Source organism: Streptomyces sp. BL1 (assembly GCF_057628045.1).
The window spans coordinates 619132-642546 of the sequence record NZ_JBXYWZ010000002.1 but is presented as its reverse complement, the minus strand read 5'-3'; the positions used below and the strand labels follow the sequence as shown (position 1 = coordinate 642546).

19 protein-coding genes and 1 pseudogene are annotated in these 23415 nt (G+C 71.4%); 7 read left to right on the top strand and 13 right to left on the bottom strand.

Annotated elements, in window-relative coordinates:
- Positions 1-14: 14 nt before the first annotated feature.
- Genes AC3AGO_RS03050 through AC3AGO_RS03030 form a run of 5 tightly spaced genes read right to left on the bottom strand, consistent with a single transcriptional unit; the run spans position 15 to position 5313 of the window.
- Positions 15-971: an oligopeptide/dipeptide ABC transporter ATP-binding protein gene (locus tag AC3AGO_RS03050; RefSeq protein ID WP_487818525.1), complete on the bottom strand. Its 957-nt coding sequence runs from the start codon at positions 969-971 to the stop codon at positions 15-17.
- Complete coding sequence (locus AC3AGO_RS03045; RefSeq protein WP_487818524.1) at positions 968-1792, bottom strand: ABC transporter ATP-binding protein; 825 nt, start codon at positions 1790-1792, stop codon at positions 968-970. Before AC3AGO_RS03045 ends, AC3AGO_RS03050 begins: the two co-directional genes overlap by 4 nt.
- Positions 1789-2664 carry an ABC transporter permease gene (locus tag AC3AGO_RS03040; protein ID WP_487818523.1) on the bottom strand — a complete coding sequence of 292 codons (876 nt, stop codon included), beginning with the start codon at positions 2662-2664 and terminating at the stop codon, positions 1789-1791. Before AC3AGO_RS03040 ends, AC3AGO_RS03045 begins: the two co-directional genes overlap by 4 nt.
- Positions 2661-3710 carry an ABC transporter permease gene (locus tag AC3AGO_RS03035; RefSeq protein WP_487818522.1) on the bottom strand — a complete coding sequence of 350 codons (1050 nt, stop codon included), beginning with the start codon at positions 3708-3710 and terminating at the stop codon, positions 2661-2663. The genes AC3AGO_RS03040 and AC3AGO_RS03035 overlap by 4 nt, the downstream gene beginning before the upstream one ends.
- A gap of 4 nt (positions 3711-3714) precedes the next feature.
- Positions 3715-5313 (bottom strand): ABC transporter substrate-binding protein, encoded by a 1599-nt coding sequence (locus tag AC3AGO_RS03030; RefSeq protein ID WP_487818521.1) that lies wholly within the window; start codon positions 5311-5313, stop codon positions 3715-3717.
- A 468-nt stretch (positions 5314-5781) separates the two neighbouring features.
- Between AC3AGO_RS03030 and AC3AGO_RS03025 the strand changes: the two genes are divergently transcribed.
- On the top strand, positions 5782-7347 hold the full coding sequence (locus tag AC3AGO_RS03025; RefSeq protein ID WP_487818520.1) for a sodium:solute symporter family transporter: 1566 nt from the start codon (positions 5782-5784) through the stop codon (positions 7345-7347).
- On the opposite strand, the gene AC3AGO_RS03020 is transcribed toward AC3AGO_RS03025, so the two are convergent.
- Positions 7325-8464: an FAD-dependent oxidoreductase gene (locus AC3AGO_RS03020; protein WP_487818519.1), complete on the bottom strand. Its 1140-nt coding sequence runs from the start codon at positions 8462-8464 to the stop codon at positions 7325-7327. The genes AC3AGO_RS03025 and AC3AGO_RS03020 overlap by 23 nt on opposite strands.
- Before the next feature lie 383 nt (positions 8465-8847).
- Entirely contained in the window at positions 8848-9954 is a 1107-nt protein-coding gene (locus tag AC3AGO_RS03015; protein WP_487818518.1) for a hypothetical protein, read from the bottom strand.
- A gap of 669 nt (positions 9955-10623) precedes the next feature.
- On the opposite strand from AC3AGO_RS03015, the gene AC3AGO_RS03010 reads away from it, so the two are divergent.
- Both AC3AGO_RS03010 and AC3AGO_RS03005 read left to right on the top strand, forming a co-directional pair.
- A complete protein-coding gene (locus tag AC3AGO_RS03010; RefSeq protein WP_487818517.1) occupies positions 10624-11106 on the top strand; it encodes an aggregation-promoting factor C-terminal-like domain-containing protein in 483 nt (160 codons plus the stop codon).
- A gap of 155 nt (positions 11107-11261) precedes the next feature.
- A complete protein-coding gene (locus AC3AGO_RS03005) occupies positions 11262-12167 on the top strand; it encodes an NADP-dependent oxidoreductase (RefSeq protein ID WP_487818516.1) in 906 nt (301 codons plus the stop codon).
- A 108-nt stretch (positions 12168-12275) separates the two neighbouring features.
- On the opposite strand, the pseudogene AC3AGO_RS03000 reads toward AC3AGO_RS03005, so the two are convergent.
- The 3 genes and pseudogenes from AC3AGO_RS03000 to AC3AGO_RS02990 all read right to left on the bottom strand — a co-directional run.
- Positions 12276-12554: pseudogene (locus AC3AGO_RS03000) on the bottom strand (ATP-binding cassette domain-containing protein); the annotation flags it as partial.
- Positions 12551-13723, bottom strand: coding sequence for a sensor histidine kinase (locus AC3AGO_RS02995; protein WP_487818515.1), 1173 nt, complete (start codon positions 13721-13723; stop codon positions 12551-12553). The gene AC3AGO_RS02995 and the pseudogene AC3AGO_RS03000, both read right to left, overlap by 4 nt.
- Positions 13724-13760: 37 nt before the next feature.
- Positions 13761-14417 carry a response regulator gene (locus tag AC3AGO_RS02990; RefSeq protein WP_487818514.1) on the bottom strand — a complete coding sequence of 219 codons (657 nt, stop codon included), beginning with the start codon at positions 14415-14417 and terminating at the stop codon, positions 13761-13763.
- Positions 14418-14749: 332 nt separating this feature from the next.
- On the opposite strand from AC3AGO_RS02990, the gene AC3AGO_RS02985 reads away from it, so the two are divergent.
- The 3 genes from AC3AGO_RS02985 to AC3AGO_RS02975 all read left to right on the top strand — a co-directional run bounded on the left by AC3AGO_RS02985 (position 14750) and on the right by AC3AGO_RS02975 (position 19672).
- On the top strand, positions 14750-15943 hold the full coding sequence (locus tag AC3AGO_RS02985; protein ID WP_487818513.1) for a DUF418 domain-containing protein: 1194 nt from the start codon (positions 14750-14752) through the stop codon (positions 15941-15943).
- A 275-nt stretch (positions 15944-16218) separates the two neighbouring features.
- Positions 16219-17517, top strand: coding sequence for a radical SAM protein (locus AC3AGO_RS02980; RefSeq protein ID WP_487824519.1), 1299 nt, complete (start codon positions 16219-16221; stop codon positions 17515-17517).
- Positions 17518-17719: 202 nt separating this feature from the next.
- The gene (locus AC3AGO_RS02975) at positions 17720-19672 is read left to right on the top strand and encodes a protein kinase domain-containing protein (protein ID WP_487818512.1); all 1953 of its coding nucleotides are present in this window, start codon (positions 17720-17722) and stop codon (positions 19670-19672) included.
- A gap of 77 nt (positions 19673-19749) precedes the next feature.
- Here AC3AGO_RS02975 and AC3AGO_RS02970 read toward each other — a convergent pair whose 3' ends face one another.
- Both AC3AGO_RS02970 and AC3AGO_RS02965 read right to left on the bottom strand, forming a co-directional pair.
- The gene (locus tag AC3AGO_RS02970) at positions 19750-20142 is read right to left on the bottom strand and encodes a DUF3592 domain-containing protein (protein ID WP_487818511.1); all 393 of its coding nucleotides are present in this window, start codon (positions 20140-20142) and stop codon (positions 19750-19752) included.
- 313 nt (positions 20143-20455) lie between these two features.
- Positions 20456-21079, bottom strand: coding sequence for a LysE family translocator (locus AC3AGO_RS02965; RefSeq protein WP_487818510.1), 624 nt, complete (start codon positions 21077-21079; stop codon positions 20456-20458).
- A 106-nt stretch (positions 21080-21185) separates the two neighbouring features.
- On the opposite strand from AC3AGO_RS02965, the gene AC3AGO_RS02960 reads away from it, so the two are divergent.
- On the top strand, positions 21186-21686 hold the full coding sequence (locus AC3AGO_RS02960; RefSeq protein WP_487818509.1) for an Lrp/AsnC family transcriptional regulator: 501 nt from the start codon (positions 21186-21188) through the stop codon (positions 21684-21686).
- A 48-nt stretch (positions 21687-21734) separates the two neighbouring features.
- Here the strand turns inward: AC3AGO_RS02960 and rox are convergent, their stop codons facing one another.
- Positions 21735-23162, bottom strand: a complete 1428-nt coding sequence (rox, locus tag AC3AGO_RS02955) for a rifampin monooxygenase (RefSeq protein ID WP_487818508.1) — start codon at positions 23160-23162, stop codon at positions 21735-21737.
- Between the last annotated feature and the right edge of the window lie 253 nt (positions 23163-23415).

Here is a 23415-nt window from a genome sequence, read left to right as displayed (position 1 = left end):
CCCGGACGCGAGGGTCAGGTGGCCGAGTAGAGGCGGCACGCGACGCCGCCGGCGATCATCTGCGGTTCCTCGCGGTCGCAGCCGTCGAAGGCGCGGGGGCAGCGGGGGTGGAAGTGGCAGCCGCTCGGCGGGGAGGAGGGGTCGGGCACGTCGCCGGGGAGTTCGGCGGGCAGCACACCTGCCCCGTCGGGCTGAGGGATCGCGCCCAACAGGGCCTGGGTGTAGGGGTGCCGGGGGCTGTCCCAGACCTCGGCGGTGGGGCCCGTCTCCACGATCCGGCCGAGGTACATCACGGCGATGCGGTCGGCGATGAGCCGTACGACGGACAGGTCGTGGCTGATGAACAGCAGCCCGGCACCCGACTCGACGGCCAGTGACCGCACCAGCGTGGCCACGTCGAGCTGCGCGGAGGCGTCGAGCGCGGAGATCGGTTCGTCGCCGATCAGCAGCCGGGGCCGGGCCGCGAGGGCACGGGCGAGGGCGATGCGCTGGCGCTGGCCGCCGGAGAACTCGTGCGGATAGCGCTGCGCGGCGCTGTGCGGGAGGCCGACGCGGGTCAGGAGCTCCTCCGGGGCCCGGGGGCCGGGCGTCTGCTCGCCGCGCTCGGCCGCCGCACGGAGACCGTCGGCGATCTGAACGCCCACCCGGCGGCGGGGGTTGAGGGATCCGTAGGGGTCCTGGAAGACCATCTGTACGGCGGTCAGCGTAGGGTCGCGGCGGCGCGCCCCGAGCGGACGTACCGGGGCGCCGTCGAAGGTGATGGAGCCTTCCTGAGGCGGCGTCAGCCCGCAGACCGCGCGTGCCAGTGTCGACTTGCCGCAGCCCGACTCGCCCACCAGGCCGAGGACTTCCCCGGCCCGTACCTCCAGGCTGACCCCGCCGACCGCGCGGGTCGGGGACATGCCGAGGCGGCGGTAGTGGACGACGAGGTCCTCGACGCGGAGCAGCGGCGGCCGGGCCGGCGAGGTCATACCGTGTTCCTTCCGGGGAGCGCGTCCAGCAGGCTGCGGGTGTAGGCGTGTTGCGGCTCGGTGAGTACCTGAGCACGCGGGCCGGTCTCGACGAGGAGGCCGTGGCGCATCACGCTGACGGTGTCCGCGACGGCGGACATCACCCCCAGGTCGTGGGTGATGAGCAGGACGGCCAGGCCGAGTTCGTCGCACAGTCCGCGCAGCAGGCGCAGCACTCCGGCCTGGACGGTGACGTCGAGCGCGGTGGTCGGCTCGTCGGCGATCAGCACCTTCGGTTCGCAGGCCAGCGCGATGGCGACGGCGATGCGCTGTCGCATCCCCCCGGAGAACTGATGCGGGTAACTCCCCAGCGCCTCCTCCGGTTCGGGGATGCGGACCTGCCCGAGCAGCTCGACGGCCCTGGCCCGCGCCGCCTTCCGGCCGAGCTTCAGATGGTGGCGCAGGTGGTCGGTGAGCTGGTGGCCGATGCTGAGCATGGGGTGCAGGCTGGTGGCCGGATCCTGGAAGACCATGCTCAGCGCGCGGCCGCGCAGCGCGCCGAGCTGCCGGGGCTGCAGCGTCAGCAGATCGGTGCCGTCGAGCAGGACGCGCCCGCCGGTACGGGCGCCGTCGGGCAGCAGGCCGAGGACGGCCAGCCCTGTCATGGTCTTGCCCGAGCCGCTCTCGCCGGCCAGCCCGTGGATGCGGCCGCGCTGGAGCGGGAGGTCGACGCCGCGCAGGATGCGGTGGGAGCCGCTCCCGGCGGGCAGGTCGAGCGTGAGAGCGGTGATCTCCAGAACGTTGGCGGCGTTCCCGGCCGCGGTGGCCTCGCTCCCCGTCATGCCACCCGCTCCTTCTGCGCGCCGAGAGTCCGCGCGGCTGTGGGGTCGAGGGCGTCCCGCAGCGCGTCGCCGAGGAAGTTGAAGGCGAGTACGACGGTGAGGATGGCGAGTCCCGGGAAGACCCCGATCCACCACTTGTCGAACTGCTGCGTACCGGCCGCCACCATGGCGCCCCACTCTGCCGTGGGCGGCTTGGCGCCGAGCCCGAGGAAGGAGAGCCCGGACAGCAGCAGCGTCGCCGTCCCGATGTCGATCGTGGCGAGGACCAGCAGCGGCCCGAGCACGTTGGGCAGCACGTCCACCCGCAGCGAGCGCCAGGCGGAGAACCCCAACAGCCGTCCGCTGAGGACGAATTCGCGGGAGCTCAGGCCCAGGACCAGGCCGCGGGTGACGCGGGCGTACGACGGCCAGGCGACGACGAGGACGGCCAGCACCGCGTTCTCCAGGCTCGCCCCGAGCGCGGCGGCGACGACCATCGCCAGGATGACGGTCGGGAAGGCGAACACCAGGTCCGCGAGCCGCATCACGCATTCCTCCACCCAGCGCCCGAAGAACCCGGCGCAGGCCCCGAGGAGCCCGCCGATGAGCAGGGACAACGTCACCAGCAGCAGCGCGAGGGGAATCGAGACGCGGGCCCCGTACAGCACCCGGCTCAGCACGTCCCGGCCCAGTTCGTCGGTCCCCCACCAGTGTCCGGCGCCCGGCCCGGCCAGCCGGGGCAGGTCCTGCGCCAGCGGGTCGTGCGGGGCCAGCAGCGGGGCGGCAAGGACGATCACCAGCCAGAGGACGCCGACCGTCCCGCCGATGACGGCGAGCGGCCTGCGCCAGGCGGCGGGCAGTCGCGCGAGCAGGCCGAAGCGGAACACCTTCATCGCACCCTCACCCTCGGGTCGATCACGCCGTACAGCACGTCCACGGCGAGGTTGACGGCCAGATACACCAGCGCGACGACCAGCCCGACGCCCATCACGGCCGGCAGGTCGAGGGTGGTGGTGCTCTTGTAGGCGTACGCGCCCAGGCCCGGCCAGGCGAAGATCGACTCCACCAGGACGGTGCCCGAGAGCAGCGCCCCGAAGGCCAGCCCGGCGACCGTGATGACGGGTACGAGCGCTGCCCGGAGGACGTACTGGACCAGGACCGTCCGGCGCGGCAGGCCCTTGGCGCGGGCCGCTCGTACGTAGTCCTGGCTCAGCACGTCCAGGACCGCGGAGCGGGTGAAGCGGGTGAGCAGGCCGACGGTGTAGGCGGTGAGCACCAGAGCCGGAAGGATCAGGTGGCCGACCGCGCTCCGGAAGGCCCCCCACTGCCCGGCCAGCGCGGCGTCGACCGTGAACAGCCCTGTGACATGGGGCGGGGCGGTCATGCCGGGTGCGATACGGCCGCTGCCGGGGGCGATGCCGAGCTGGTAGAAGAAGAGGTAGAAGGCCAGCAGCGCAAGCCAGAACGTCGGCACCGAGACTCCCAGCAGGCTGACGACGCGCAGCAGTTGGTCGGTGAACCGGTCCCGGTGGAGCGCCGCGACGACACCGAAGGTCACGCCGGTCACGAGCGAGACCACGATCGCGGCGCCGGCGAGCTCCAGCGTCGCGGGCACGGCCTGCGACAGATCCGTCAGTACCGGCTGGTGGCTCTGCTGCGACTCGCCCAGGTCCCCGTGGAAGAGGTTGCCGAGATAGTTCACGTACTGCGCGGGCAGCGGCTGGTCGAGCCCGTGCTCGTGCCGGAACTGCGCGACGAGGGAGGGGTCTTCGACCGCGCTCTGACCCAGGTTGGCGGCGACCGGATCGCCCGGTACGACGTTGGTGAGGACGAACGTCACCAGCGTCACGCCGAGCGCGAGGAGCAGCGCGGCGGCCGCGCGCCACAGGAGGAAGCGCGCGAGCGGGTGGCGGGCGAGGAGCCGTCCGCCACTGCTCACGCCCTTACTTGGTGCCCAGCGCGGCGACATCGATCGTCCAGACGGGGTTGTAGACGATGTTGGTGACCGTCGGGGCGGAGACCGTGTTCCGGCTGGGCTGGATGAGCGGGATGAACGGGCCATGGGTGTTCAGCCGGTTCTGGATCCGCTCGTACTGCTTCTCGCGCGCCCTGTCGCCGAGGTTGACGGCCGCCTTGTCGCCGAGACCGGAGAGGGTGGGCTCGGCGCCGGCCTGCCAGCCGGCCCGCTTGCCGACCACCTCGCCGGGCAGGAAGGTCAGATAGTCGTTGGCGTGCGGGTAGTCGGGGCCCCAGTACCAAAGTCCCATCTGCTCCTGGCCGTTGCGGTACTTCTCCATCTCCGTGGCGGTCGAGGACGGGGCGAGCCTGACGGTGATGCCGACCTCCTTGAGCTGCGCCTGGACCCGCTCCGCAAGGGACTGCAGGGAGAGTCCGTCGACGGTCAGATCGCTGGCGTACCCGAGGGTCACCGAGGGGTTCCTGATCCCGCTGTCCTTGAGTGCCGCCTTGGCTCCGGCGACGTCGCGTGCGGTGGCCGCGGAGGCGGGCAGCGCCCCGGGGATGCTCTTCGGGATGATCCCGGCGGCCCGGACCGAGCCGGAGCCCGCGAGCGTGCGCAGGCTCTCGTAGTCGATGCCCTTGCGCACCGCCTCGGTGAACTTGTCGTTCGAAGTCGCCTTGCTGACACGGGTGTTCTGGTTGAGCAACAGGAAGATCACGTTCGAGGACGGCCCCTTGGTCAGCTTCAGCCCGCCGCTCAGCCCCTTGACCTGGTCGGAGTTCAGGTCCAGAGCGATCTGGCTGTCGCCGCGCTGCACATTGAGCTTCTGGGTGGGCGCCTTGACGTTGCGGAGTACGACCTTCTTGTAGCCGGGCGTCGCCCGCCCGTTGTACTTCGGATTCTTCTCCAGGACGACCTGGGTGGTGCTGTCGAAGGCGGTCAGCTTGTACGGGCCGGAGCCCGCCGACCGGCTGTTGAGGTACTTCTCCGCCGTGTCCGGCTTCCCCGCTTCCGCGGAACCGCCGTGGGCCTCGACCGTCTTCGCGTTCACGATGCCGAGCGCGGGGTTGGGCAGGATGGAGGGCAGCGCCGGATTCGCCTGCTTGCTGGTCAGGACGACGGTGGAGGCGTCCTTCTTGGTCACCTGCACACCGTCGAGGAGGAACGCCGGGTTACCCTTGACCGCGATCACCCGCTTCAGCGAGAACACCACGTCGTCCGCGGTGACAGCGCTCCCGTCGGAGAACTTCGCGCCGTCGCGCAGGTGCAGGGTGAGCGTCTTGCCGTCCTCGGACTGCGTGTACGAGGAGGCGAGTCCGGGGACCGGCTCGGTGACGTCGCCGCCCTTGAACGTCAACAGCGTCTCGTACAGCGCCTTGTCCACGATGCCGCCGGTCGGCTCGAACTCCCGTCCCGGGTCGATGGTCTTGAGGTTGAACGACGTGTCGACGACCAGGGTGCCGCCCCCGCCGGACGGATTCGCGGCGCCCCCGCCCGAGCAGGCGCTCAGCACGAGTGTCAGCGCCGCACCGGCCATGAGGGGGCGTGCCACCGGGTACGGCCTGGTGCGCGATCCGGTCATCCTTGCCTCCGAGAGCAGAGCCGAGCAGAGCAGAACAGAAGTGGGCCAGTAGATCGAACTCACCAACTCTCGTGACGGTTGGGCCAGTTGGCAACAGAATTCGTCAAATGGGGCGCGATCACGTCAGGTTCGTCCGGCTCGGGGATCGGCTCCGGTTCCGGTTCCGGCTCCGGCTGAGGCGGCGCCGTACGCGCGGATGAGGTCCGGAGTCCGGCCCGGTGGGGCGGGGAGAGGCAGAGAACCGTCACCTTTCCTCCGCAGTACGGACTCTGGAGCGGACGGGTGAGCAAATCTAAACTCCCCGGTAACCTTCCGGCTTCCTCGGCGGCGGAGAGCCGCGCTGCGACACGGGGACTGCCCGCGACCCGGCCCACCCCCTGGAGAATCCGTGCTCTGCAGTCGTCTCAGCTCCCTCCCGGGGGAGCCGCGTCCTCCGGCCCACACGCAGCGGGAAGGGGCGGGCGTCTGATGGGCGACTTCAGCGGCGGCCTGTTCGTCTCCATCTCCCTCTTCCTGCTGTTCATCGCCTGCTGCCTGTTCCTGTCGATGTGGGCCAGCCCCGATCTGCGCCTCGGGGACGGCTTCTTCAGAGAAGGGGGCGCACGCCTCGGGCCGAAAGGCGTGGGGCTGGCCTTCGCCGGGGACATCGTGCACGCGGCCGCGGTGCTCTACCTCATCGGCATCGTCGCGGTGGGCGGCGCCGACGGCGTGGTCATCGTGGCGTGTGCCGCGCTCTCGCCCCTGCTGATGCGGCAGTGGCTGGCGGGGAGGCTCGCCGCCGCCGGAGGCCGCTCCTTCGGGGAGACGATCGCAGCGCATCTGCCGCCCGGCCCCGCCCGGCGTGCGGTGGGCATCGCCACCCTGGCCGCCACTGTTCCGCTCCTCGCGGCGCAGCTCCAACCCATCGCCGACACGGCCGGCTTGGTCGGCCTGACCGACCGTACGTCCCGGCAGCTGGTCCTCGTACTGGTCGGCGCGCTGGTCGTGGCGTGCGCGGCGATCGGTGCCGCGCGCAACGCGACCATCCTGCAGATCGGCAAGACCGTCGCCCTGCTGGTGGTCGCCCCGCTGCTGGCCGGGCTGGTGCTCTTCCGCTTCGACGGGGACGTCGGCGCCCTGCTCCAGGAGGCCGAGCGCCAACAGGGCGCCAGCGGCGCGTACTTGAACCTGGGCGGTCTGTTCGGCGGGGGAGTGACCGGCTATGTCGACCTGTTCTCGTTCGCGGGGAGCGTGCTGGTGGGTGCGGCATTCCTGCCCTACCTCGTCACCCGCCTCGCCGGCACCTCCAGCGCGGCGGCCGCCCGTCGGGCCACCGGGACCGGCTTCGCCGTGGTGGCCCTGCTGTGCTGTGCGGCGGTCGTCATCGGGTTCGGCACCGCGGCCCTGGTGCCCCCGCGTGAACTGTCCGCGCGCGGACAGTTCGGAGGCACCAACGCCGCCGTCCTCGCGACGGCGCTGGACGGGAGCGGCACGGGCGAACTGGGCAAGTGGCTGCTGTTCGTGATGTGCGCCGCCTTCTTGACCGTGCTCGCCGCGTCCGCCGTCCTGCTCCTGTCGGGCGCCGCGGCCCTCGTGCACGACCTGGGGCTGGACGGAAGCTCACGCGGGGGAGGGCGGCAGAGGACGGGAGCGGCCCGGGAGCGGCTGGCGATGGTGGCGATGGGGGCGGTCTGCATCGCGCTGTCGGCCCAAGTCCTCGACGTCAGCCCCCAGTTCTGGCTGATCATCTCCTACGGTGTGACGGTCTCGACGATCCTGCCGCTCCTCGTCAACGGGCTGGGACGACGAGAGCTCTCCGCTGCGGCCGTACGGCGCTGCGTCTACGGCAGCATGGCGCTGATCGCCGTACTGACCTTCTTCTCGCCCGCCGTCTCCGGCGCCCCGGACGCACTCTTCCCCGACTCCGACTGGAACCTGTGGCCCCTGCACGCCCCGAGCCTGCTGAGCGTCCCCGCCGGCTTCCTGCTCGCCCGCACCTGGCGCGGCGACACCCGAAGGGACACCACCCGCCTCACGACCGCGGCGGCGAGCTGAGGCCGCTCGCCCCACGCCCGAGCGTGAAGCGGGGGTGCGGGTCGGTCTTGTTCAAGGCGAGGTCGGAGACCAACTCGCCCAGCAGTGGGGCGAATTTGGCGCCGTGGCCCGAGCAGGGGGAGGCGATGACGAAGGGGCCGTGCCGGTCCAGTACGAAGTCCTCGTCGGGCGTGGTCGTGTAGAGGCAGGTGGCCGCGGCGACGGGTTCCGGGGCCAGGCCGGGGAACCACGTCCGTACGTACTCCAGGATGCGGCGGCGGCCCTCGGGGTCGACGGCGCCGGTACGGGTGTCCGCCGTGGTCGGGATGCCGCCGTCGTGCTGGGCGATCTTCATGGCGGGCTGCGGGCCGCCGTCGCTGCCGGAGGGCAGGCCGAAGACCGTCATCTCGTCGATGTGCACCAGAACGGGGAAGGGCGCTTCCGGATCGTGCTGGCGGAAGTGGAAGACCTGCTGCTGCGTCACCTGTAGTGCGGGGACCGGGATGTGCAGCCCCGCCGAGGCCAGGAACTCGGGCAGCCAGGGGCCGACGGCCAGGACGACCCGGCCGGCCCGGACGGTGGAGTCCGCGGTGTGCAGGAGGACGTGGTCGTCGCGGACCTCCGCGCCGGTGACGGGCGTGTGGTCCGCGACGTGGGCCCCGTTGCGGCGGGCCACGTCGAGGCAGGCCGTGATGGTGGCGTCCGCGTCGACCGTGCCGGCGTCGGGCTGGAAGAGGACGGGGCCGTCGAAGGCCATGCCCGGCCAGCGCTGCCCGGCGTCGGCCGCGGAGAGCAGTTCGTACGGCAGCTGCTGCGCGGCCATCACGTCGGCCAGCCGTTCCGGATCGCGGCGGGCGCCGTGGTCGATGCCGCCGGTGATCCGCAGCAGGCCCGCGCCGCTCTCGTCCTCCAACTCCCGCCAGCCGCCCAGCGCTTGGCCCGTCATGCCGACGTACAGCGGGTCCGGATAGACCCGGCGGAAGATCCGCGAGCTGCCGTGCGAACTGCCCCGGTCGTGCCCGAAGCCGTGGGCCTCCAGCAGCGCGACGGACCGGCCGGTACGGCTCAGGGACCGGGCCGCGGCGGCACCGGTGAGCCCGGCGCCGACAACGACGACGTCGAAACGGTCACCGGACACGTCAACCACCCACTACGCAGCACAGGAGAAGAGAAGCGGCAGGCCACGGGGCCGCACGCCGCCGTACGTACGGGGTCCACCCTATTCCGGCGGGCGGGGAGCCACGGGTAGCGGCCCCAGCGGCCCCACCGGCACGCACAGAGACGGCGGGCGCCCCGTGGACGCCCGCCGTTCCTGCCGGGACGCCTTCTCCTCCGCACTCTGGCTCTTCGTCGCGCCGGGGCCGGACCGCCAGGCGGGGTGATCGGGCCCTTCTGCGACAAGAGTCCGGAGGAGCCGGGCCCTGCATGCGAACGGAACAACGCGCGCCTGTGCAGAAAGGTTACGCCCGGCCGTACGGGAGACGGTCGGACCGCTCCGCGGGAGGCAGTCCGGGCGCCCGGTCAGCGGCCCATACGGATGGCCGGCCGGCCGCAGCCCAGCCGCTCGGCCTCCGTCGCGACGTACGAGGGGAAGACCTTCCGGAGGAACGTGTGGCCCCCGGTGTGGTGCTGATCCTCCGCCAGGAACATGACCGCGCCCTCGGGGCACTCGGCCCGTACGGCCGCCGTGGTGGGGGAGAAGGAGCCCGTCGCCTCGACCGGGCCGCCCTTGTTCCTGATGCCCTCTCCCAGGTCCAGGACGGTGCGCGGGAACGCGCCGACGAGGTCGGGCTCCTGGACCGTCCGCAGGCGCACCTCGGGGCGGGACTCCTCGCCCGTGACGACGTCGCAGCCGTGTACGGGGCTCTTCGCGCCGGGGCCGGCGACCGAGGCCCGCATCCGCGCGCCCGAGCCGACGTACGACTTCGGCAGCGTGACGCCCTTCAGATCGCACATCTGCCGGCCGTCGGCCATCGGCCGGAACTTCCTGGGCGCGGGCGCCAGTTCACCGGGCGAGTCGAGCGCGCCCTCGCAACCGAGCTCCTCCATCGCCCCGTTGGCCACGTGCACGGCAGTACGCGCCAGCGCCTTCTGGTGGCGGGCGTCGGCGTCCGCGTCCGGGCTGAAGCTGCTCTCTTCCTCGCCCAACGCCACGTCGACGACGCCCGGGCCGTCGAAGTCCCATGGCTTGCCGGTGCACGCGTCGGGCAGCGCGACCCATGCCCGGCTGTCGGAGGCCATGCCCAACAGCCCCTTGCCGAGCGGCGTCAGCCGCGTCGAGAGGAACTCGCGCGCCCACGGGAGGTTGTCCTGATCCGTGCCGTAGAGCTTGCGGACGCGGATGTCGGCCGACAGCCCGCGCGGGTCCTCCTCGGAGGCCATCACCCGGCAATGGCCCAGCAGTTCCCCGTGACCCGTGAACGACGGAGGGATCCCGGAGGACTCGGTGTCCTGGCCGTCGAACAGGTCGTCGACGTCCTCGGCCGGGAGCGAGTTCCAGCAGGGCTCCGAGACGTACGGCAGCGTGCCGGTGCCCCACGCCACGATGCCCGATCCCAGGAGCGCGCCGGCCACGATGAGGGCGAACCCCCGCAGCAGACGTCGCCGATTACCCCTCACCCAAGGCATGCGCACGCAGGATTCCCCCTCCTGAACGATCAGTCGAGGGTGAGCCTAGTGGGAGCCGTGGGGCCGGAGGTTCCGTTCGCTCCCCACGGAGGACCGGGACTTCAGCGGGCGCGCCCGTGGCCGGATGGCCAGTACGGGGGGAGTTGAGCGCCGAATTCGACAATCCGTATATGTCGCTGCGTCGACTTGGGAGGGCGAATCCCACCACACCGCGGGCCAAAGACGTGGCATTGCGCGCAAAAGGCGAGAACTCCGGGCGTGGCGTGCCGCTCAATTCCGCGGCCGACCGATGTGGCGTTGCTCTATTGTGACCAACAATGGCATGTTGCCGAGTTGTGAACTGGGGCCGTTGGTAACGATCCGTCAGAACTCGGTTCCGCGTCGAATCCGGCGCGGGAGCGAATTCTGTTCCCGGCGTCACTGCTGTGCGACGTCCGTAAACCGGGGCGCGTACGAAGGCGTCGGAGGCCTTGTTGCCGACGTGAGGAACGGCTGATGAACGCGTGGTTGCGCAACCACAGCTTCTGTCTTCTCTCAACTCTCGGGTCCACCGCGCTGGTTGGCGCCCTCGTCCTGGGTGACGGTCCGCAGAACGAGCCCCCGGTGTACCGGACCCCGCAAGGATCCCACGACCGCACGGCTGAGGTGTCACTGCGGCACACTCAACCCGTGTCCGCAAAGCGGAACTTCCATCTGGTCGAGCAACGCCCCACCCTTCAGGCGGCGCAGAAGAATGCCCGCAGTGGCGCACATGCGGCAGCGCACGACCGCAAGGTGCATGAGAAGAAAGAGGCGCGGGACGGCGGCATTCCGCACTCGCGGGTCAACCGTATGGGCGCACGGACCAGCCGCCCGGCTGCCACGTATTCACCACGAGATTATGCTCGCGCGGCGCTTTCTGACGAACAGTTCGGCTGCTTCGACGCCCTCGTTCACAAGGAGTCGAGCTGGAACGAGCAGGCTTCCAATCCGGAAACCGGCGCGTACGGGCTGGTGCAGGCGCTTCCCGCCGTCAAATTGGCTTCCGCCGGGGCCGATTGGCGCACCAACGGGGTCACGCAGATCCGCTGGGCGCTGGAGCAGTACATTCCCGCCCGCTACGGCACCCCGTGCGGCGCGTGGTCCCACTCCCAGGCCACTGGCTGGTACTGACTTCTCCGGGCGCCGCTGGCCCCGGAACTCCGGGCAGCCGCGTCCCTCGCGTCCGGGACGTACGGTGTCCGTGACCAACAGAACAGCGTGCGTTCGTGATCAACAGAACAACGTGCGCTGTTGAACACGCACAAGGCGCGAGACCGGAGCGAAGGATGAAGGCGGCCCGTTTCAGCGAGTTCGGGGGACCGGAGGTCCTGCAGATCGTGGAACTGCCCGATCCGCGTCCGGGTCCCGGCCAGGTCCGGATCGCGGTGCGTGCGGCCGGCGTCAACCCGAGCGACTGGAAGAAGCGCCGGGGCCTGATGGACGAGGAGCTCCCGCAGACCCTGGGGCACGAGGCGGCGGGCGTCGTCGACGAGCTCGGCGAGGGCGTCACGGACGTCGCCGTCGGCGACCGCGTGTTCGGCTTCTCTGTCGAGGGCGCGGCCCAGGCCGAGCTGACGCTGCTCTCCCACTACGCGCCGATCCCGCCGTCGCTCGGCTTCCCCGGCGCTGCCGCGCTGCCGGCCGCTCTGGAGACGGCCACGCGCGCGCTCGACCAGCTCGGCGTCGCGAGCGGGGGCACGCTGCTCGTCAACGGCGCCTCCGGAAGCGTCGGCAGCGCCGCCGTCCAGCTCGCCGTGGCACGCGGCGCACGCGTGATCGGCACCGCGAGCCCCGCCAACCACGCGTATCTGCGCACGCTGGGCGCCGAGCCCGTCGCGTACGGGACGGGCCTCGTCGAGCGGGTGCGCGCGCTCGCGCCCGGCGGTGTCGACCTGGCGCTCGACGTCTCCGGGAGCGGCGTACTGCCCGAACTCATCGGCCTGGCGGGCGGCGACCCGGAACACGTCCTGACCGTCGCCGACTTCGCCGGCGCGCAGGAGCACGGGGTGCGGTTCAGCCGCGGGGACACCGGCCGCGCGGTCCACGCGCTCGCCGGCATCGGCGAGTTGATCGAGGCCGGGCGCTTCGCGCTCCCGGTCGCGCGGACCTTCCCGCTCGCCGACGTCGCGGAGGCACACCGCGCCGGCGAGAACGGTCACGTACGCGGAAAGCTCGTGCTGCTGGTCGGCTGAAGCCGCGGCGACGTCCGTACGTGCCCCGGCTCGTCGTCGTCGGACGGCCAGCACGGTCCGGGCCACGCCCGCAACGGCCCCCGTCCAGCGGGCTGTTCTCGTCCTCTGGCGTCCGCGGCCGACGAGGTCGGGGACGGTGATGCCTTCCGGCGCGATGGGGGACTGAGGCAACAGGCCGAGCGTACGGGCGAGTTGCTTCGTCGGCAGCCGGTGCACCTCCATGCCGTCGAGGACGACGCGTCCGCGCCGGGGCGTCATCAGCCGGGACATCGAGCGCAACAGGGTGGACTTCCCGCAGGCGTTGGCGCCCACGATGGCGGTGACTTTCCCGGAGCCGGAGCTGGGGCCGGGAGTCGCCACGGGCAGCGTGCGCGTCACACGCGTCATCGCCGCCCCTCACGTACGCCCGGACTGGGGGGCTGTGGCGTCGGCGAGGGGCGGGGGCCCGGTGGCTGGTGGTGGGACGGGTCGGTGGGAAGGAGCAGGGAGAGGGTGTAACCGCCGTCGGGGAGCGGGCCGGTGGTGAGTGTTCCGCCGAGGAGTTCGGCGCGCTGGTGCAGACCCGCCAGACCCTGGCGGGCGCTGGGCAGCGTGAGCGGGGGACTTGTGGGTGGGGTGTTGCTGACGGTGGTGCGGAGGGTGCCGTCCTCGACGGTGATGCGGACGTCGGCGCGGGCGCCGGGCGCGTGTTTGCGGACGTTGGTGAGGGCTTCCTGGACGGTGCGGTAGACCGTCCGCTGAACGGGCGGGGGCAGGGGAGCGGTGACGCGGGCGGTCAGCGTGCTGTCGATGCCGCTGTTGCCGACCAGCCGGTCGAGATCGGTGAGGGACGGCTGGGGCGTCAGTTCCGCTTCGTTGTTCCCGCGCAGGATGGTGACCATGTGACGGAGCTCTTCGAGGGTCTGCACGCTCAGTTGACGGATTGTGGACGCGGTCTCCCGCGCCGCGGGGTCGTGCGTGCCGACCTGGAGTGCGCCCGCCTGGACCGCGATGAGGCTGAGCTGGTGGGAGACGACGTCGTGCATCTCGCGGGCGAGCTGGCCGCGTTCCTTGGCCAGCACGTTCTGGGCGATGAGGGTGCGTTCGTGACCGCGGGCCTCGAAGATCTCCTCCAGTCGCCGGGCCAGGTCGCGTCGGGTGCGGACGAGCTGGCCGAGGACGACGGGGGCGCCGGCGACGACGAGGGTGTAGCCGTAGTCGATGAGGTTGTCCGCCTCCAGGAGCCCGATGCCCGAACCGGGCGGCCAGGGTGCGGAGTACAGGAGCGTGAAGAGGACGGCACACGCCGCGGGGAGCGTACGGGAAGCGGTCCGTGAGGAGAGCGTGTAGAGCGCGGTGAGCGCGGCGAAGAACGCTTCGTCGACCACGGCGACGGGCAGGGCCAGTACGAACACGATCAGCGGGGCGCGGCGGCGCAGCGCCAGGGCGAGGGCGCCGAGCAGGCCGCAGGCCACGGCGGAACGGCTGTCGGTCTCGACGTGCACCCACACGTCGGCAAGGGCGACGACGACAAGGGCGGCGTCGGCCTGCGGGGGCGGCAGCCGGTGGCGTTTCAATGGCCTCACTCCTCGCGGGTCCTGCTCCTCGCGCGCCTCACTCCTCGCGCGGGGCGGCGAGCAGGCCCGAGCGCTCGGCCAGCAGCGCGGCCTGGACGCGGCTGGCCGCACCGAGTTTGGTGAGGATGGCGCTGACGTGTTCCTTCACGGTGCCGGTGCTCAGATACATGCGGTGGCCGATGTCCGTGTTGGACAGGCCCTCGGCGACCAGCGCCAGGACCTCGCCCTCGCGCGGAGTGAGACGGGCGACCGCGTGCACAGCGTCCTCGGACGCGCGCTCACGTTCCAGGTGGCGGCTGACGAGCGTGCGGGTGACCCGGGAGGCCAGCACGGCCTCACCTCGCGCGAGCGCGCGCACCAGATGCGGCAGTTGTTCGGGATCGGTGTCCTTGAGTAGAAATCCGGCCGCGCCCGCCCGCAGCGCGCTGGTGACGTAGGCGTCGTGGTCGAAGGTCGTAAGCATGGCGACGACCGGCGGATCGGGCTGCTGCCGCAGTTCCGCCAGGACGGTGAGCCCGTCGACGTCGGGCATCCGGATGTCGAGCAGCACCACGTCGGGGTGTCCGTTCCGGGCCGCCGCCGCGGCCTGCCCGCCGGGCACGGCGGTCACCTGCAGGTCCTCGGCCGCGTCGAGTATCAGCGCGAAGCCGGAGCGGATCAGGGCTTCGTCGTCGACCACCAGAACCTGGATCATTCCCTCCCCCTCCGGAGAATGCGCCGCGTTCGAGTCATATCACCGCAGGGCGGCGCCGGGTGACGGGGCGACACCTGTTCCGGCCGGATGGCGGGGAGCGACAGGCCGACTGTCAGGGGTGCGCCGGAAACCCGTGGGGTGCACAGCGCCCCCGGAACGGGCCGAGCCTGGGGCGCATGACTCCGCACGCCGCGTCCTCGGCGCCCGAATCCGCCGAACCGCCCGGCCCCGCCGATCCGACCGAATCTGCCGAACCGCCCGGCCCCGCCGATCCGACCGAATCTGCTGAACCACCCGGCCCCGCTGAACTTCCCGGCTCCGCTGAATCTCCGGTGCGGAAGGGCCCTGAACCGCCAACGGCCCCTGCGCAGGGGCGGCTTGTCGGCGTGGACCTGGCGCGGGGACTGGCGGTGCTGGGCATGTTCGCCGCCCACGTGGGACCCGAGCCGACGGAAGGCGGGGCGGCGGGCTGGCTGATGGAGATCTGCCGCGGCAGGCCGTCCGCGCTCTTCGCGCTGCTCGCCGGGTTCACGCTGGTGATCCTCACCGGCCGGCCGCAGCCGCGCACCGGGCGCGCGGGACGGCAGGCGGTGTGCCGGGTGCTGATCCGCTCCGTTCTCCTGCTCGCGCTGGGCGGCGCACTGACCCGGCTGGACACCTCCATCGACGTGATCCTCTCCTTCTACGGTCTGCTCTTCGTTCTCGCGCTGCCGCTGTACCGGCTCCAGGCGAGGTCCCTGGCGCTCCTGGCGGCGGGCACGGCACTGGTCCTGCCGCAGGTGCTGTACGTACTGCGCGAGGCGGCCTCGAACGGCGACTGGGCCGACGAGCTCGCGTCCCACGATCCGCTGGCGCCGCTGACCGGCACCGACGGGCTGGTCGGCCTGTTCGTCACCGGCGAGTATCCGGCGCTGACCTGGATCCCCTTCGTGCTGGCCGGGATGGCGGTGGCACGGCTGGACCTGAGAAGCCGCGCCGTACGCGCCCGCCTCGCCCTGTATGGCGCCGGGCTCGCCGTCGTCGGCTACGGCGGCTCGTGGCTGGCCCTGCACCTGGTGCCCGGGGCGCAGCGCGCCGTGGCCGCGGCCGCGGAGGGCGGCGCGGCGGGGGCCGCCTCCGCGTGGTGGTCGGACACCGTGGGCGAACCCGAAACCAGCACCCCCGCCTGGCTGTTGGTGGCCGCGCCGCACAGCCAGACCACCCTGTCGGTCCTCGGCAACACCGGCGTCGCCCTGGCCGTACTCGCCGTATGTCTCACGGCCGTCGACCACGCGTGGTGGCTGCGTCGCGCGGCGGCGCCGGTGAGCGCGGTCGGCATGCTCTCCCTGACCGTCTACACAGGCCACGTCCTCGCCATCAAGGCCCTCGGCCTCGACGACATCTCCGCCACCTCCGCGCTGCCGGTCCTGCTGATGTTCGTCGCCACCGCCTGCGTGGCGGCTCTCGTCTGGACCCGGTTCTTCCGGCGCGGCCCGCTGGAGTACGCGATGCACACCGCCACCCGCCCGGCCCGGCTCGTGGGATAGCCCGTCACCTCGCCGCCGGGCCGCACGGCACACCCGCTGTGACGGGCAGTCAAGGAGCGCGGGCGGCGTTGGGAGGAGGCAGGTGCACAGGCCACTCGGGCGCGGGAGTACTGTCGGGTATGCCCCCTGGGCCGCTAAGTGAGGAGCCTGATCACACCATGCCGCCAGAGTCGACCCCTCTGCCGATGCCGACCCTTCTGCCGTCCAAGCAGGGTCCGTCCCCCCAGCAGGACCTGCGGGGACACCCGAACCGGACCGCGCTGGTCGAGGATCTGATGCAGCGCTTCCCGCACATTCCACGGGAAGCGGTGATCAAGGAGGACCTGCTCCGGGGCGGGATCGCCTTCGACGACTCGGCGCTGAGCGAGACCACCGACGAGGCGACCGGCGAGGTCAAGCCGAAGTCGTACTTCATCTTCTCCTTCGACCACCGCACCCTCCCCGAGCTGGGCGAGGCCGCGCTGCGCCGGCCCCCCGAGGAGATCGTGCTCACCGGCGGCCCGTACGAGCTGCGGCGCACCGTGGTCTCCGTACGGGTCAACCCGGACTCGCCCTACCGCGTACGGGCGGGCGAGGACGGCACCCTCGGGCTCTACCTCGACGAGAGGAAGATCTCGGACGTCGGCCTGCCGCCGATGCCGGACTACTACCGGCACACGCTGTCCAACGGCAAGTCCGTGATGGAGGTCGCGCCCACCATCCAGTGGGGCTACCTGATCTATCTGACCGCCTTCCGGGTGTGCCAGTACTTCGGCGCCAAGGAGGAGTGCCAGTACTGCGACATCAACCACAACTGGCGTCAGCACAAGGCCGCGGGCCGCCCGTACACCGGTGTGAAGCCCGTCGAGGAGGTGCTGGAGGCGCTCCAGATCATCTCCGATCACGACACGCTCGGCGCCTCCCGCGCCTACACCCTCACCGGCGGCTCGATCACCTCGAAGGTGCAGGGCAAGGACGAGGCCGACTTCTACGGCATGTACGCCAAGGCCATCGAGGAGCGCTTCCCCGGCCGCTGGACCGGCAAGGTCGTCGCACAGGCGCTGCCGAAGGAGGACGTACAGCGCTTCCACGACTACGGCATCCGCATCTACCACCCCAACTACGAGGTGTGGGACAAGAAGCTCTTCGAGCAGTACTGCCCCGGCAAGGAGCGCTACGTCGGCCGCGAGGAGTGGCACCGCCGCATCCTGGACTCGGCCGAGGTGTTCGGGCCGCGGAACGTGATCCCGAACTTCGTCGCCGGTATCGAGATGGCCGCGCCGTACGGCTTCGACACGGTGGACGAGGCCATCACCTCCACCACGGAGGGACTGGACTACTTCATGTCCCGCGGCATCACCCCGCGGTTCACCACCTGGTGCCCGGAGCCGACGACCCCGATGGGCAAGCGCAACCCGCTGGGCGCGCCGCTGGAGTACCACATCCGGCTCCTCGACGCGTACCGCTCGGCCATGGCGCGGCACGGCCTCTCCTCGCCCCCCGGCTACGGCCCGGCCGGCGCGGGCCGCGCGGTCTTCTCCGTCAGCTCCTTCATGGACACCCTCCCCTCAGAGGAGGGCGAGCCTCTCACCTAGGCGCTGCCTCCCGGGCCCTGCGGCCCGGGAGGTCCTGGGCGGTATCCCGTTCCGAACCGGCCGCTGCCGAGCGGGAGTTGGCCCGCCCGTCGGCGTCCCGCCCTGTCGGCCGGGGCGGCGCCGGACGGGTCCGCCCCGGCCGGGCTGATCAAGATCTTTGCGCGTATCCTCGGCGCAGCGAGACGACGAGGGGGGTTCGCGCATGCAGCGGCTCAGTGCCGACGACCCGCGCTGGGTCGGTGGGAACAGGATGCTCGCCAGACTCGGTGAGGGCGGCATGGGGCGGGTGTATCTCGCCCGTTCCGCGCGCGGTCGCACGGTGGCCGTCAAGTGCGTACGCGCCGAGCTGGCCCAACAGGCCGATTTCCGCCGCCGGTTCGCACAGGAGGTCGCCGCCGCCCGTCGTGTGGGAGCGGGGGACCCACAGGACGTGGACGGAGCGGCGTGGACCGCGCCCGTACTCGCCGCCGACACCGAGGCCGAGCTCCCCTGGGTCGCCACCGGTTACATCGCGGGCCCCTCGCTGTCGGAGGTGGTGGACGAGCAGTACGGCCCTCTCCCCGCACACTCGGTCTCCGCGCTCGCCGCTGGACTGGTGCGCGCACTCGGCGTCATTCACGGCGCCGGTCTCGTCCACCGCGACCTCAAACCGTCCAACGTCCTCGTCACCATCGACGGCCCGCGCGTCATCGACTTCGGCATCGCCCGCGCCCTGGACGGGGTGGTGGAGTCCGGCAGCGTGCGGACACGTACGGGCGCGCTCGTGGGCTCGCCGGGCTTCATGTCCCCGGAGCAGGTGCGCGGGAGGCACATCACCCCGGCCAGCGATGTGTTCTGCCTCGGAGCGGTGCTCGCGTACGCGGCGACCGGCCGGCAGCCGTTCGGTTCCTCCGACGGCGGCCTCCCCGCGGCACTGTTCCGCATCGCCGAGGAGGAGCCCGAACTGGACGGGCTCGCCGGGCCGCTGCGCGACATGGTCGAGGACTGCCTCGCCAAGGACCCGGAACAGCGGCCCACCCTGAAGGAGCTGGCCGGGTGCACCGAGGACGACCTCGGAGACGACTGGCTGCCGAACGCGGTTCTGGCCCAACTCGGGCGGCGCGCCGTGCAGTTGCTCGACAGCGAGGACCCCGAAGCCGCCAGGGGCGGCGCAGGCGCCGGGGAGCCGGGGCAGTCCGGCGACGCCCGCGAACAGGCGGACGCGCCGGCGGCAGAGACACCGTCCGCCGCGGAGGCGTCCTCTCCCGCGGCGGCTCCTGTCGCTTCCTCTCCCGCGGCGGCGGTGCCACCCCAGGCGGGTGCCTACGGCCCCGCCCCCGTCCTGACGCCCGCGATGCATGCCCAGCAGCTCCAGTACGGCGCCGGAATCCCGCAGGCCGGGCCTCCGGTGGGGCCGGGCATGGCTCCACCGCCCGGCCCCGGGCGCACGCCACCGCCCGGCCCGGGCGTACCCCGCCGTGCCCGGCCCCTGAGCGGACTCGCCAACGGCCTGTACGCCGTGCTGGGTGTGGTGATGCTGGTGGAACTGGCCAGGCTGGTCCTGGGATTGACTGTCTACGGGGGCCTGGGCTCCACGGAGGAGATGACCCCGTCGCAGACGCTGGGCGATGTCCTGGGCGGTTACGGCACCCTGGTCGTGTGGTCGGACGGCATCGACCTGATTCTGGTATTGACGACGATCGCCCTGCTGGTGCTCGTGGTGATGTGGTACTGGCGGGTCCGGGTGAACACCGAGGTGTTCGCGCCCGGCGGGGTGCGCTATTCCCCGGGGATGGCGATCGGCTGCCACTTCATCCCCGTCTGCAACTTCTTCATGCCGAAGCAGGTGATGAACGACATCTGGAGGGTTAGCCGGACGCCCCTCCTTCCGGCCCCGCAGTGGAACGGCCACGGCCCTCCGCAGCGTCCCGGACCCCGCCTCGGTCTGGTGCACAGCTGGTGGTGGCTGTGGCTGCTGTCCATGTGCCTCTCCCCGACCGAGATGGACTCCTGGTATGTGAACCACTCCGTGTCGGGTGCACGGTTGGATGTCGCACTCATGCTGCTCACCGACGCGGTGACGCTGGCGCTCTCGGCCGTCACGGTGAGCCTGGTACAGGGGCTCACCCGCCTCCAGAGCGAACGGCTGGCGGAACGGCCCCTCAGCCGGGGCTGAACCAGCGGGCCGCCGCCGGTGGCCAGGTCCGGGGGCGGCACCAACCAGGCCGCTGTGGCTCCCGCTGCTGTCCGGGCTCAGCCGTGGCCCGCTCCGGAGAGCAGGCCGATGAGCGGGATCACGGTGAAGCCCACCCCGACCGCCACGAAGACCCGCGCCTTGGCGTGCCGTTCCGACATCTCGTCGATGCGCGCCGTGCCGGGTGCGCCGGGCAGATGGACCACCGGCACCTCGCGGCCGACAGGCCAGTCGCGGGTGCCGTTGGAGGTCACCTTGAGCTCGCCCGGATTGCCGTCCGCATCGACGTACCCGACCATCGCGAACAGGGCGCGGCGCTTGGGCCGGTCGGACGAGCCGGTCGAGCGCCGTGCATGACGGACTACGCTCCCCGGCACGCGGACTCCCTTGAGCCGCAGCAGCCGCTCCAGGCGCAACTCCCGTACGCCGAAGCCCAGAACCACCGGCCCCATCAGAAACAGAATTATCCAGACCAGCACTGGTACCTCCGCCTTGCCACCCTCTACGTGCACCCACGGGCGGCGTGCCGCTCGTGTTCTGACTGTGGCTCAGACGGGAACGCGGGGCGCATGTCACCGGCCCGCGTCGCGGCTGAGCCGCGCGCCCCACGCTATCCGGCCTGCCGCAGCCGCCGGCGGCTCCCCGTAGGGGAGACCCGCCCCTGGAGGTTGCCGGAACAAAAGCCGCCTCACCGAGGCCCGCGTCCACCCTCCAACTCCAACGATCCGCCCCCGGACGGAAGATGGCCGGTTCAGTGCCCGATGCCTACGGCCCGGCGAGGAGGAACGTGATGCCGAGTGCGCCCAGGGCCAGTCCGGCTCCCGCGTCGATTGCCCGGCGCACCGCTGGTCGCGTCAGGGCCGCGCCCAGGTAACCGATCGCGGTGACGTAGAGCGTCCACCAGAGGGCCGCGCATGTCACCACCAGTACCCCCATCAGGAGTGTCTGCGCGAACACCGGAGGCCCTGACACCAGGAATTGGGGCATGAAGGTGAGATAGAAGACCAGCGCCTTCGGGTTGAGCACGTTGTTGAGGAACCCCTGGGCCGCAGCCGTGCGTCCGCCGGCCGAAGCGGGCTGAGGTGTCGTGGTCTGGCGCCCTCGCTGCCGCACCGAGAGCAGCAACGTCGCGCCCAGCAGCACGAGATAGCCGCCGCCTGCCATGCGCACAAGCCCCAGCATTGTGGCGTCGGCGGCCAGGAAGGCGGCGAGACCGCCGGCGGTCACGAGCGTGAGGAAAGCCAGTCCGGCGCATATCCCCGCGATCGTGCAGTAGGCCTGGCGACGCCCGCCGGCGAGGGCGTGCCGGGTGACGAGGACAAAATCCGGCCCCGGCACCACAAGCATCAAGACTGTGGTTCCAAAGAAAACCGGCAGGTGTTCCAGCATGGCGATCCATTGAGTGGGAGCAGCAGGTCGAGCGCCGAGGGGCGCTGACGTGAAGTCTCGGTAAATCGACGGGGATTGAGAAGCTGCTCCGTGTACGGTTCGGACAATGTCCCGATCTGCCGAATTGGATCCGGTCGACCTGCAGATTCTCGCCGCACTGCAGAACAACGCCCGGATGCCCAACAAGGAACTCGCCGCCCACGTGGGTGTCGCGCCGTCAACCTGTCTGGACCGAGTGAACAGGCTCCGCGAAGCGGGCGTCATCCTCGGCTACCGCCTGCACATCGACCCCGAACAGGTGGGCCGGCCGCTGGAGGCGCTGTTGTATGTGCGAGTGCAGCCGCACCGCCGTGCCCTCGTCGACCCCTTCGTCCAGCACGTGCTCCAACAACCGGAAACACGCGACCTGTATCACCTGACCGGACCCGACGACTTCCTCATCCACGTGGCCGCCGAGAACGCCCGCGCCCTGCAACGGCTCGTCCTCGACGAACTCACGTACCGCGACGAAGTCGCCCTTGTGCACACCAACTTGATATTCCAGCGCTGGGAGGGCGGCCCGCTGCTGCCCCCGGCAAGAGGGCGCCGCCGGGAGGGCGACCAGTAGGCCGGTTTGCCGTTGTGGCCGCCCTCCGAGGCCGGGGTCTACCCGCGCTCAACTCGTCGCCGCGCCGAACCACTTCGGGAGGTGGCGGAGCAGGTCTTGTTGGTTGTCGCCTGTCCAGGCGACGTGGCCGTCCGGGCGCAACAGGGCTGCGGGGACGGGGAGTTCGTCGCTGGTGTCGGTGATGTGGTCGACGCGGTCGGTCCAGCCCGTTGTCGAGAGCTGGCCGGTCTGGTCGAGGAGGAGGCCGCGGCCGGCGTGCATCAGCCCGTAGAGGCGGCCGCGCTTCAGCTCCACGTCCCGCAGGTGCCGGCCGAGCAGTTCGTGCCCGTCGCCGAAGTCGTAGCGGACGCCGATGCCGGTGATCTTCTCGGTCAGGTAGCGGCTCACCTCGTCGAATTCCATCAGCTCCGACAGCAGCCGCCGCATCGCCCGGGGGCCCGGCTCGGGGGACAGGAGCTCGTGCTGTGCGCGGGTGTTGTCCAGTACGTCGGCGGCCACCGGGTGCCGTTCGGCCTCGTAGGTGTCCAACAGGGCTTCCGGCGCCCAGCCGTTGACCTCGGCGGCCAGTTTCCAGCCGAGGTTGACGGCGTCCTGGATGCCGAGGTTGAGGCCCTGCCCGCCCATCGGCGGGTGGATGTGCGCCGCGTCGCCGGCCAGCAGTACGCGGCCGTCGCGGTAGCGCTCGGCCTGCCGGGTGGCGTCCCCGAAGCGGGTGAGCCAGCGCGGAGAGTGCACGCCGAAGTCCGTGCCGGCGAGCTCCCGCAGTCGCCGTGTGAACTCCTCGAAGGTCGTGGGCGCCGAACGGTCCTCGGTCACCTCCTCGGCCCGCATGACGAAGCGGTACACCCCCTCCTCATGGGGCGCGGGGCCGAACCGCAGGTCAGGCGAGCCGATTTCGGCCGCCGCAGCGGTCATCTCCTCCGGTGTTCCGGCCACCTCGACCTCGCCCAGCAGCCGGTCGACCGTGGAGGGCTCGCCCGGGAAGGGGATGCCGAGCAGTTTGCGCACCGTACTGCGGCCGCCGTCGCAGCCGACGAGATAGCGCGAGCGCAGCTGCGTACCGTCCGCCAGCTCGGCAGTCACGCCCTGATCGTCCTGGCTCAGCCCGACCAGTTCGCAGCCGCGCCGGATCTCGGTGCCGAGCGCGAGGGCGTGCTCGGTCAGCAGGCGTTCGGTGAAGTGCTGCGGGATGCCGAGGACGTACGCGTGGGCGCTGTCCAGCCGGCTCGGGCACGGCTTCTCGATACCGGCGAAGAAGCCGCCCACCTCGTACTTCTTGCCGAGCGCGAGAAACCGCTCCAGCAGCCCGCGTTGATCCATCACCTCGATGCTGCGTACGTGCAGGCCCAGCGCCCGCGCGTGCCCGGTCGGCGCCGGCTCCTTCTCCAGCACGAGCGTGTGTACGCCCTGCAGCCGCAATTCGGCGGCCAGCATGAGCCCGGCCGGCCCGCCGCCGGCGATGATCACGTCAATCATGGAAATCCCGTTCCCCCAGGTTGAATTGCGGTCAAGCCGTTCTGCGCAGTCCTGCACTGCGCGCACCTGCACTTCCGTGTCGGGGTCCACTCCCGCGGCACTCGTTTCCTCCGCGGTGCGACGTTCTCGCGCGGGAAATCCGTCGAGAACGCCACGCGAATTCCGTAGCTCTGCCAATTCCGCAGGTGCCGGATCAGGTTGAAGATTCTGCGCTCTACCCGGGGCCTTGCCGCAAGGCCCCCCATCCGCTATA

Coding starts and splice junctions, on each gene's coding strand:
- AC3AGO_RS03025 (WP_487818520.1), top strand. CDS start 5,782: ATGGGCGACTTCAGCGGCGGCCTGTTCGTCTCCATCTCCCTCTTCCTG.
- AC3AGO_RS02965 (WP_487818510.1), bottom strand. CDS start 21,079: ATGCTGGAACACCTGCCGGTTTTCTTTGGAACCACAGTCTTGATGCTT.
- AC3AGO_RS02980 (WP_487824519.1), top strand. CDS start 16,219: ATGCAGCGCTTCCCGCACATTCCACGGGAAGCGGTGATCAAGGAGGAC.
- AC3AGO_RS03050 (WP_487818525.1), bottom strand. CDS start 971: ATGACCTCGCCGGCCCGGCCGCCGCTGCTCCGCGTCGAGGACCTCGTC.
- AC3AGO_RS02970 (WP_487818511.1), bottom strand. CDS start 20,142: ATGGGGCCGGTGGTTCTGGGCTTCGGCGTACGGGAGTTGCGCCTGGAG.
- AC3AGO_RS03040 (WP_487818523.1), bottom strand. CDS start 2,664: ATGAAGGTGTTCCGCTTCGGCCTGCTCGCGCGACTGCCCGCCGCCTGG.
- AC3AGO_RS02990 (WP_487818514.1), bottom strand. CDS start 14,417: ATGATCCAGGTTCTGGTGGTCGACGACGAAGCCCTGATCCGCTCCGGC.
- rox (WP_487818508.1), bottom strand. CDS start 23,162: ATGATTGACGTGATCATCGCCGGCGGCGGGCCGGCCGGGCTCATGCTG.
- AC3AGO_RS03015 (WP_487818518.1), bottom strand. CDS start 9,954: ATGCCTTGGGTGAGGGGTAATCGGCGACGTCTGCTGCGGGGGTTCGCC.
- AC3AGO_RS02960 (WP_487818509.1), top strand. CDS start 21,186: ATGTCCCGATCTGCCGAATTGGATCCGGTCGACCTGCAGATTCTCGCC.
- AC3AGO_RS03030 (WP_487818521.1), bottom strand. CDS start 5,313: ATGACCGGATCGCGCACCAGGCCGTACCCGGTGGCACGCCCCCTCATG.
- AC3AGO_RS03045 (WP_487818524.1), bottom strand. CDS start 1,792: ATGACGGGGAGCGAGGCCACCGCGGCCGGGAACGCCGCCAACGTTCTG.
- AC3AGO_RS02975 (WP_487818512.1), top strand. CDS start 17,720: ATGCAGCGGCTCAGTGCCGACGACCCGCGCTGGGTCGGTGGGAACAGG.
- AC3AGO_RS03005 (WP_487818516.1), top strand. CDS start 11,262: ATGAAGGCGGCCCGTTTCAGCGAGTTCGGGGGACCGGAGGTCCTGCAG.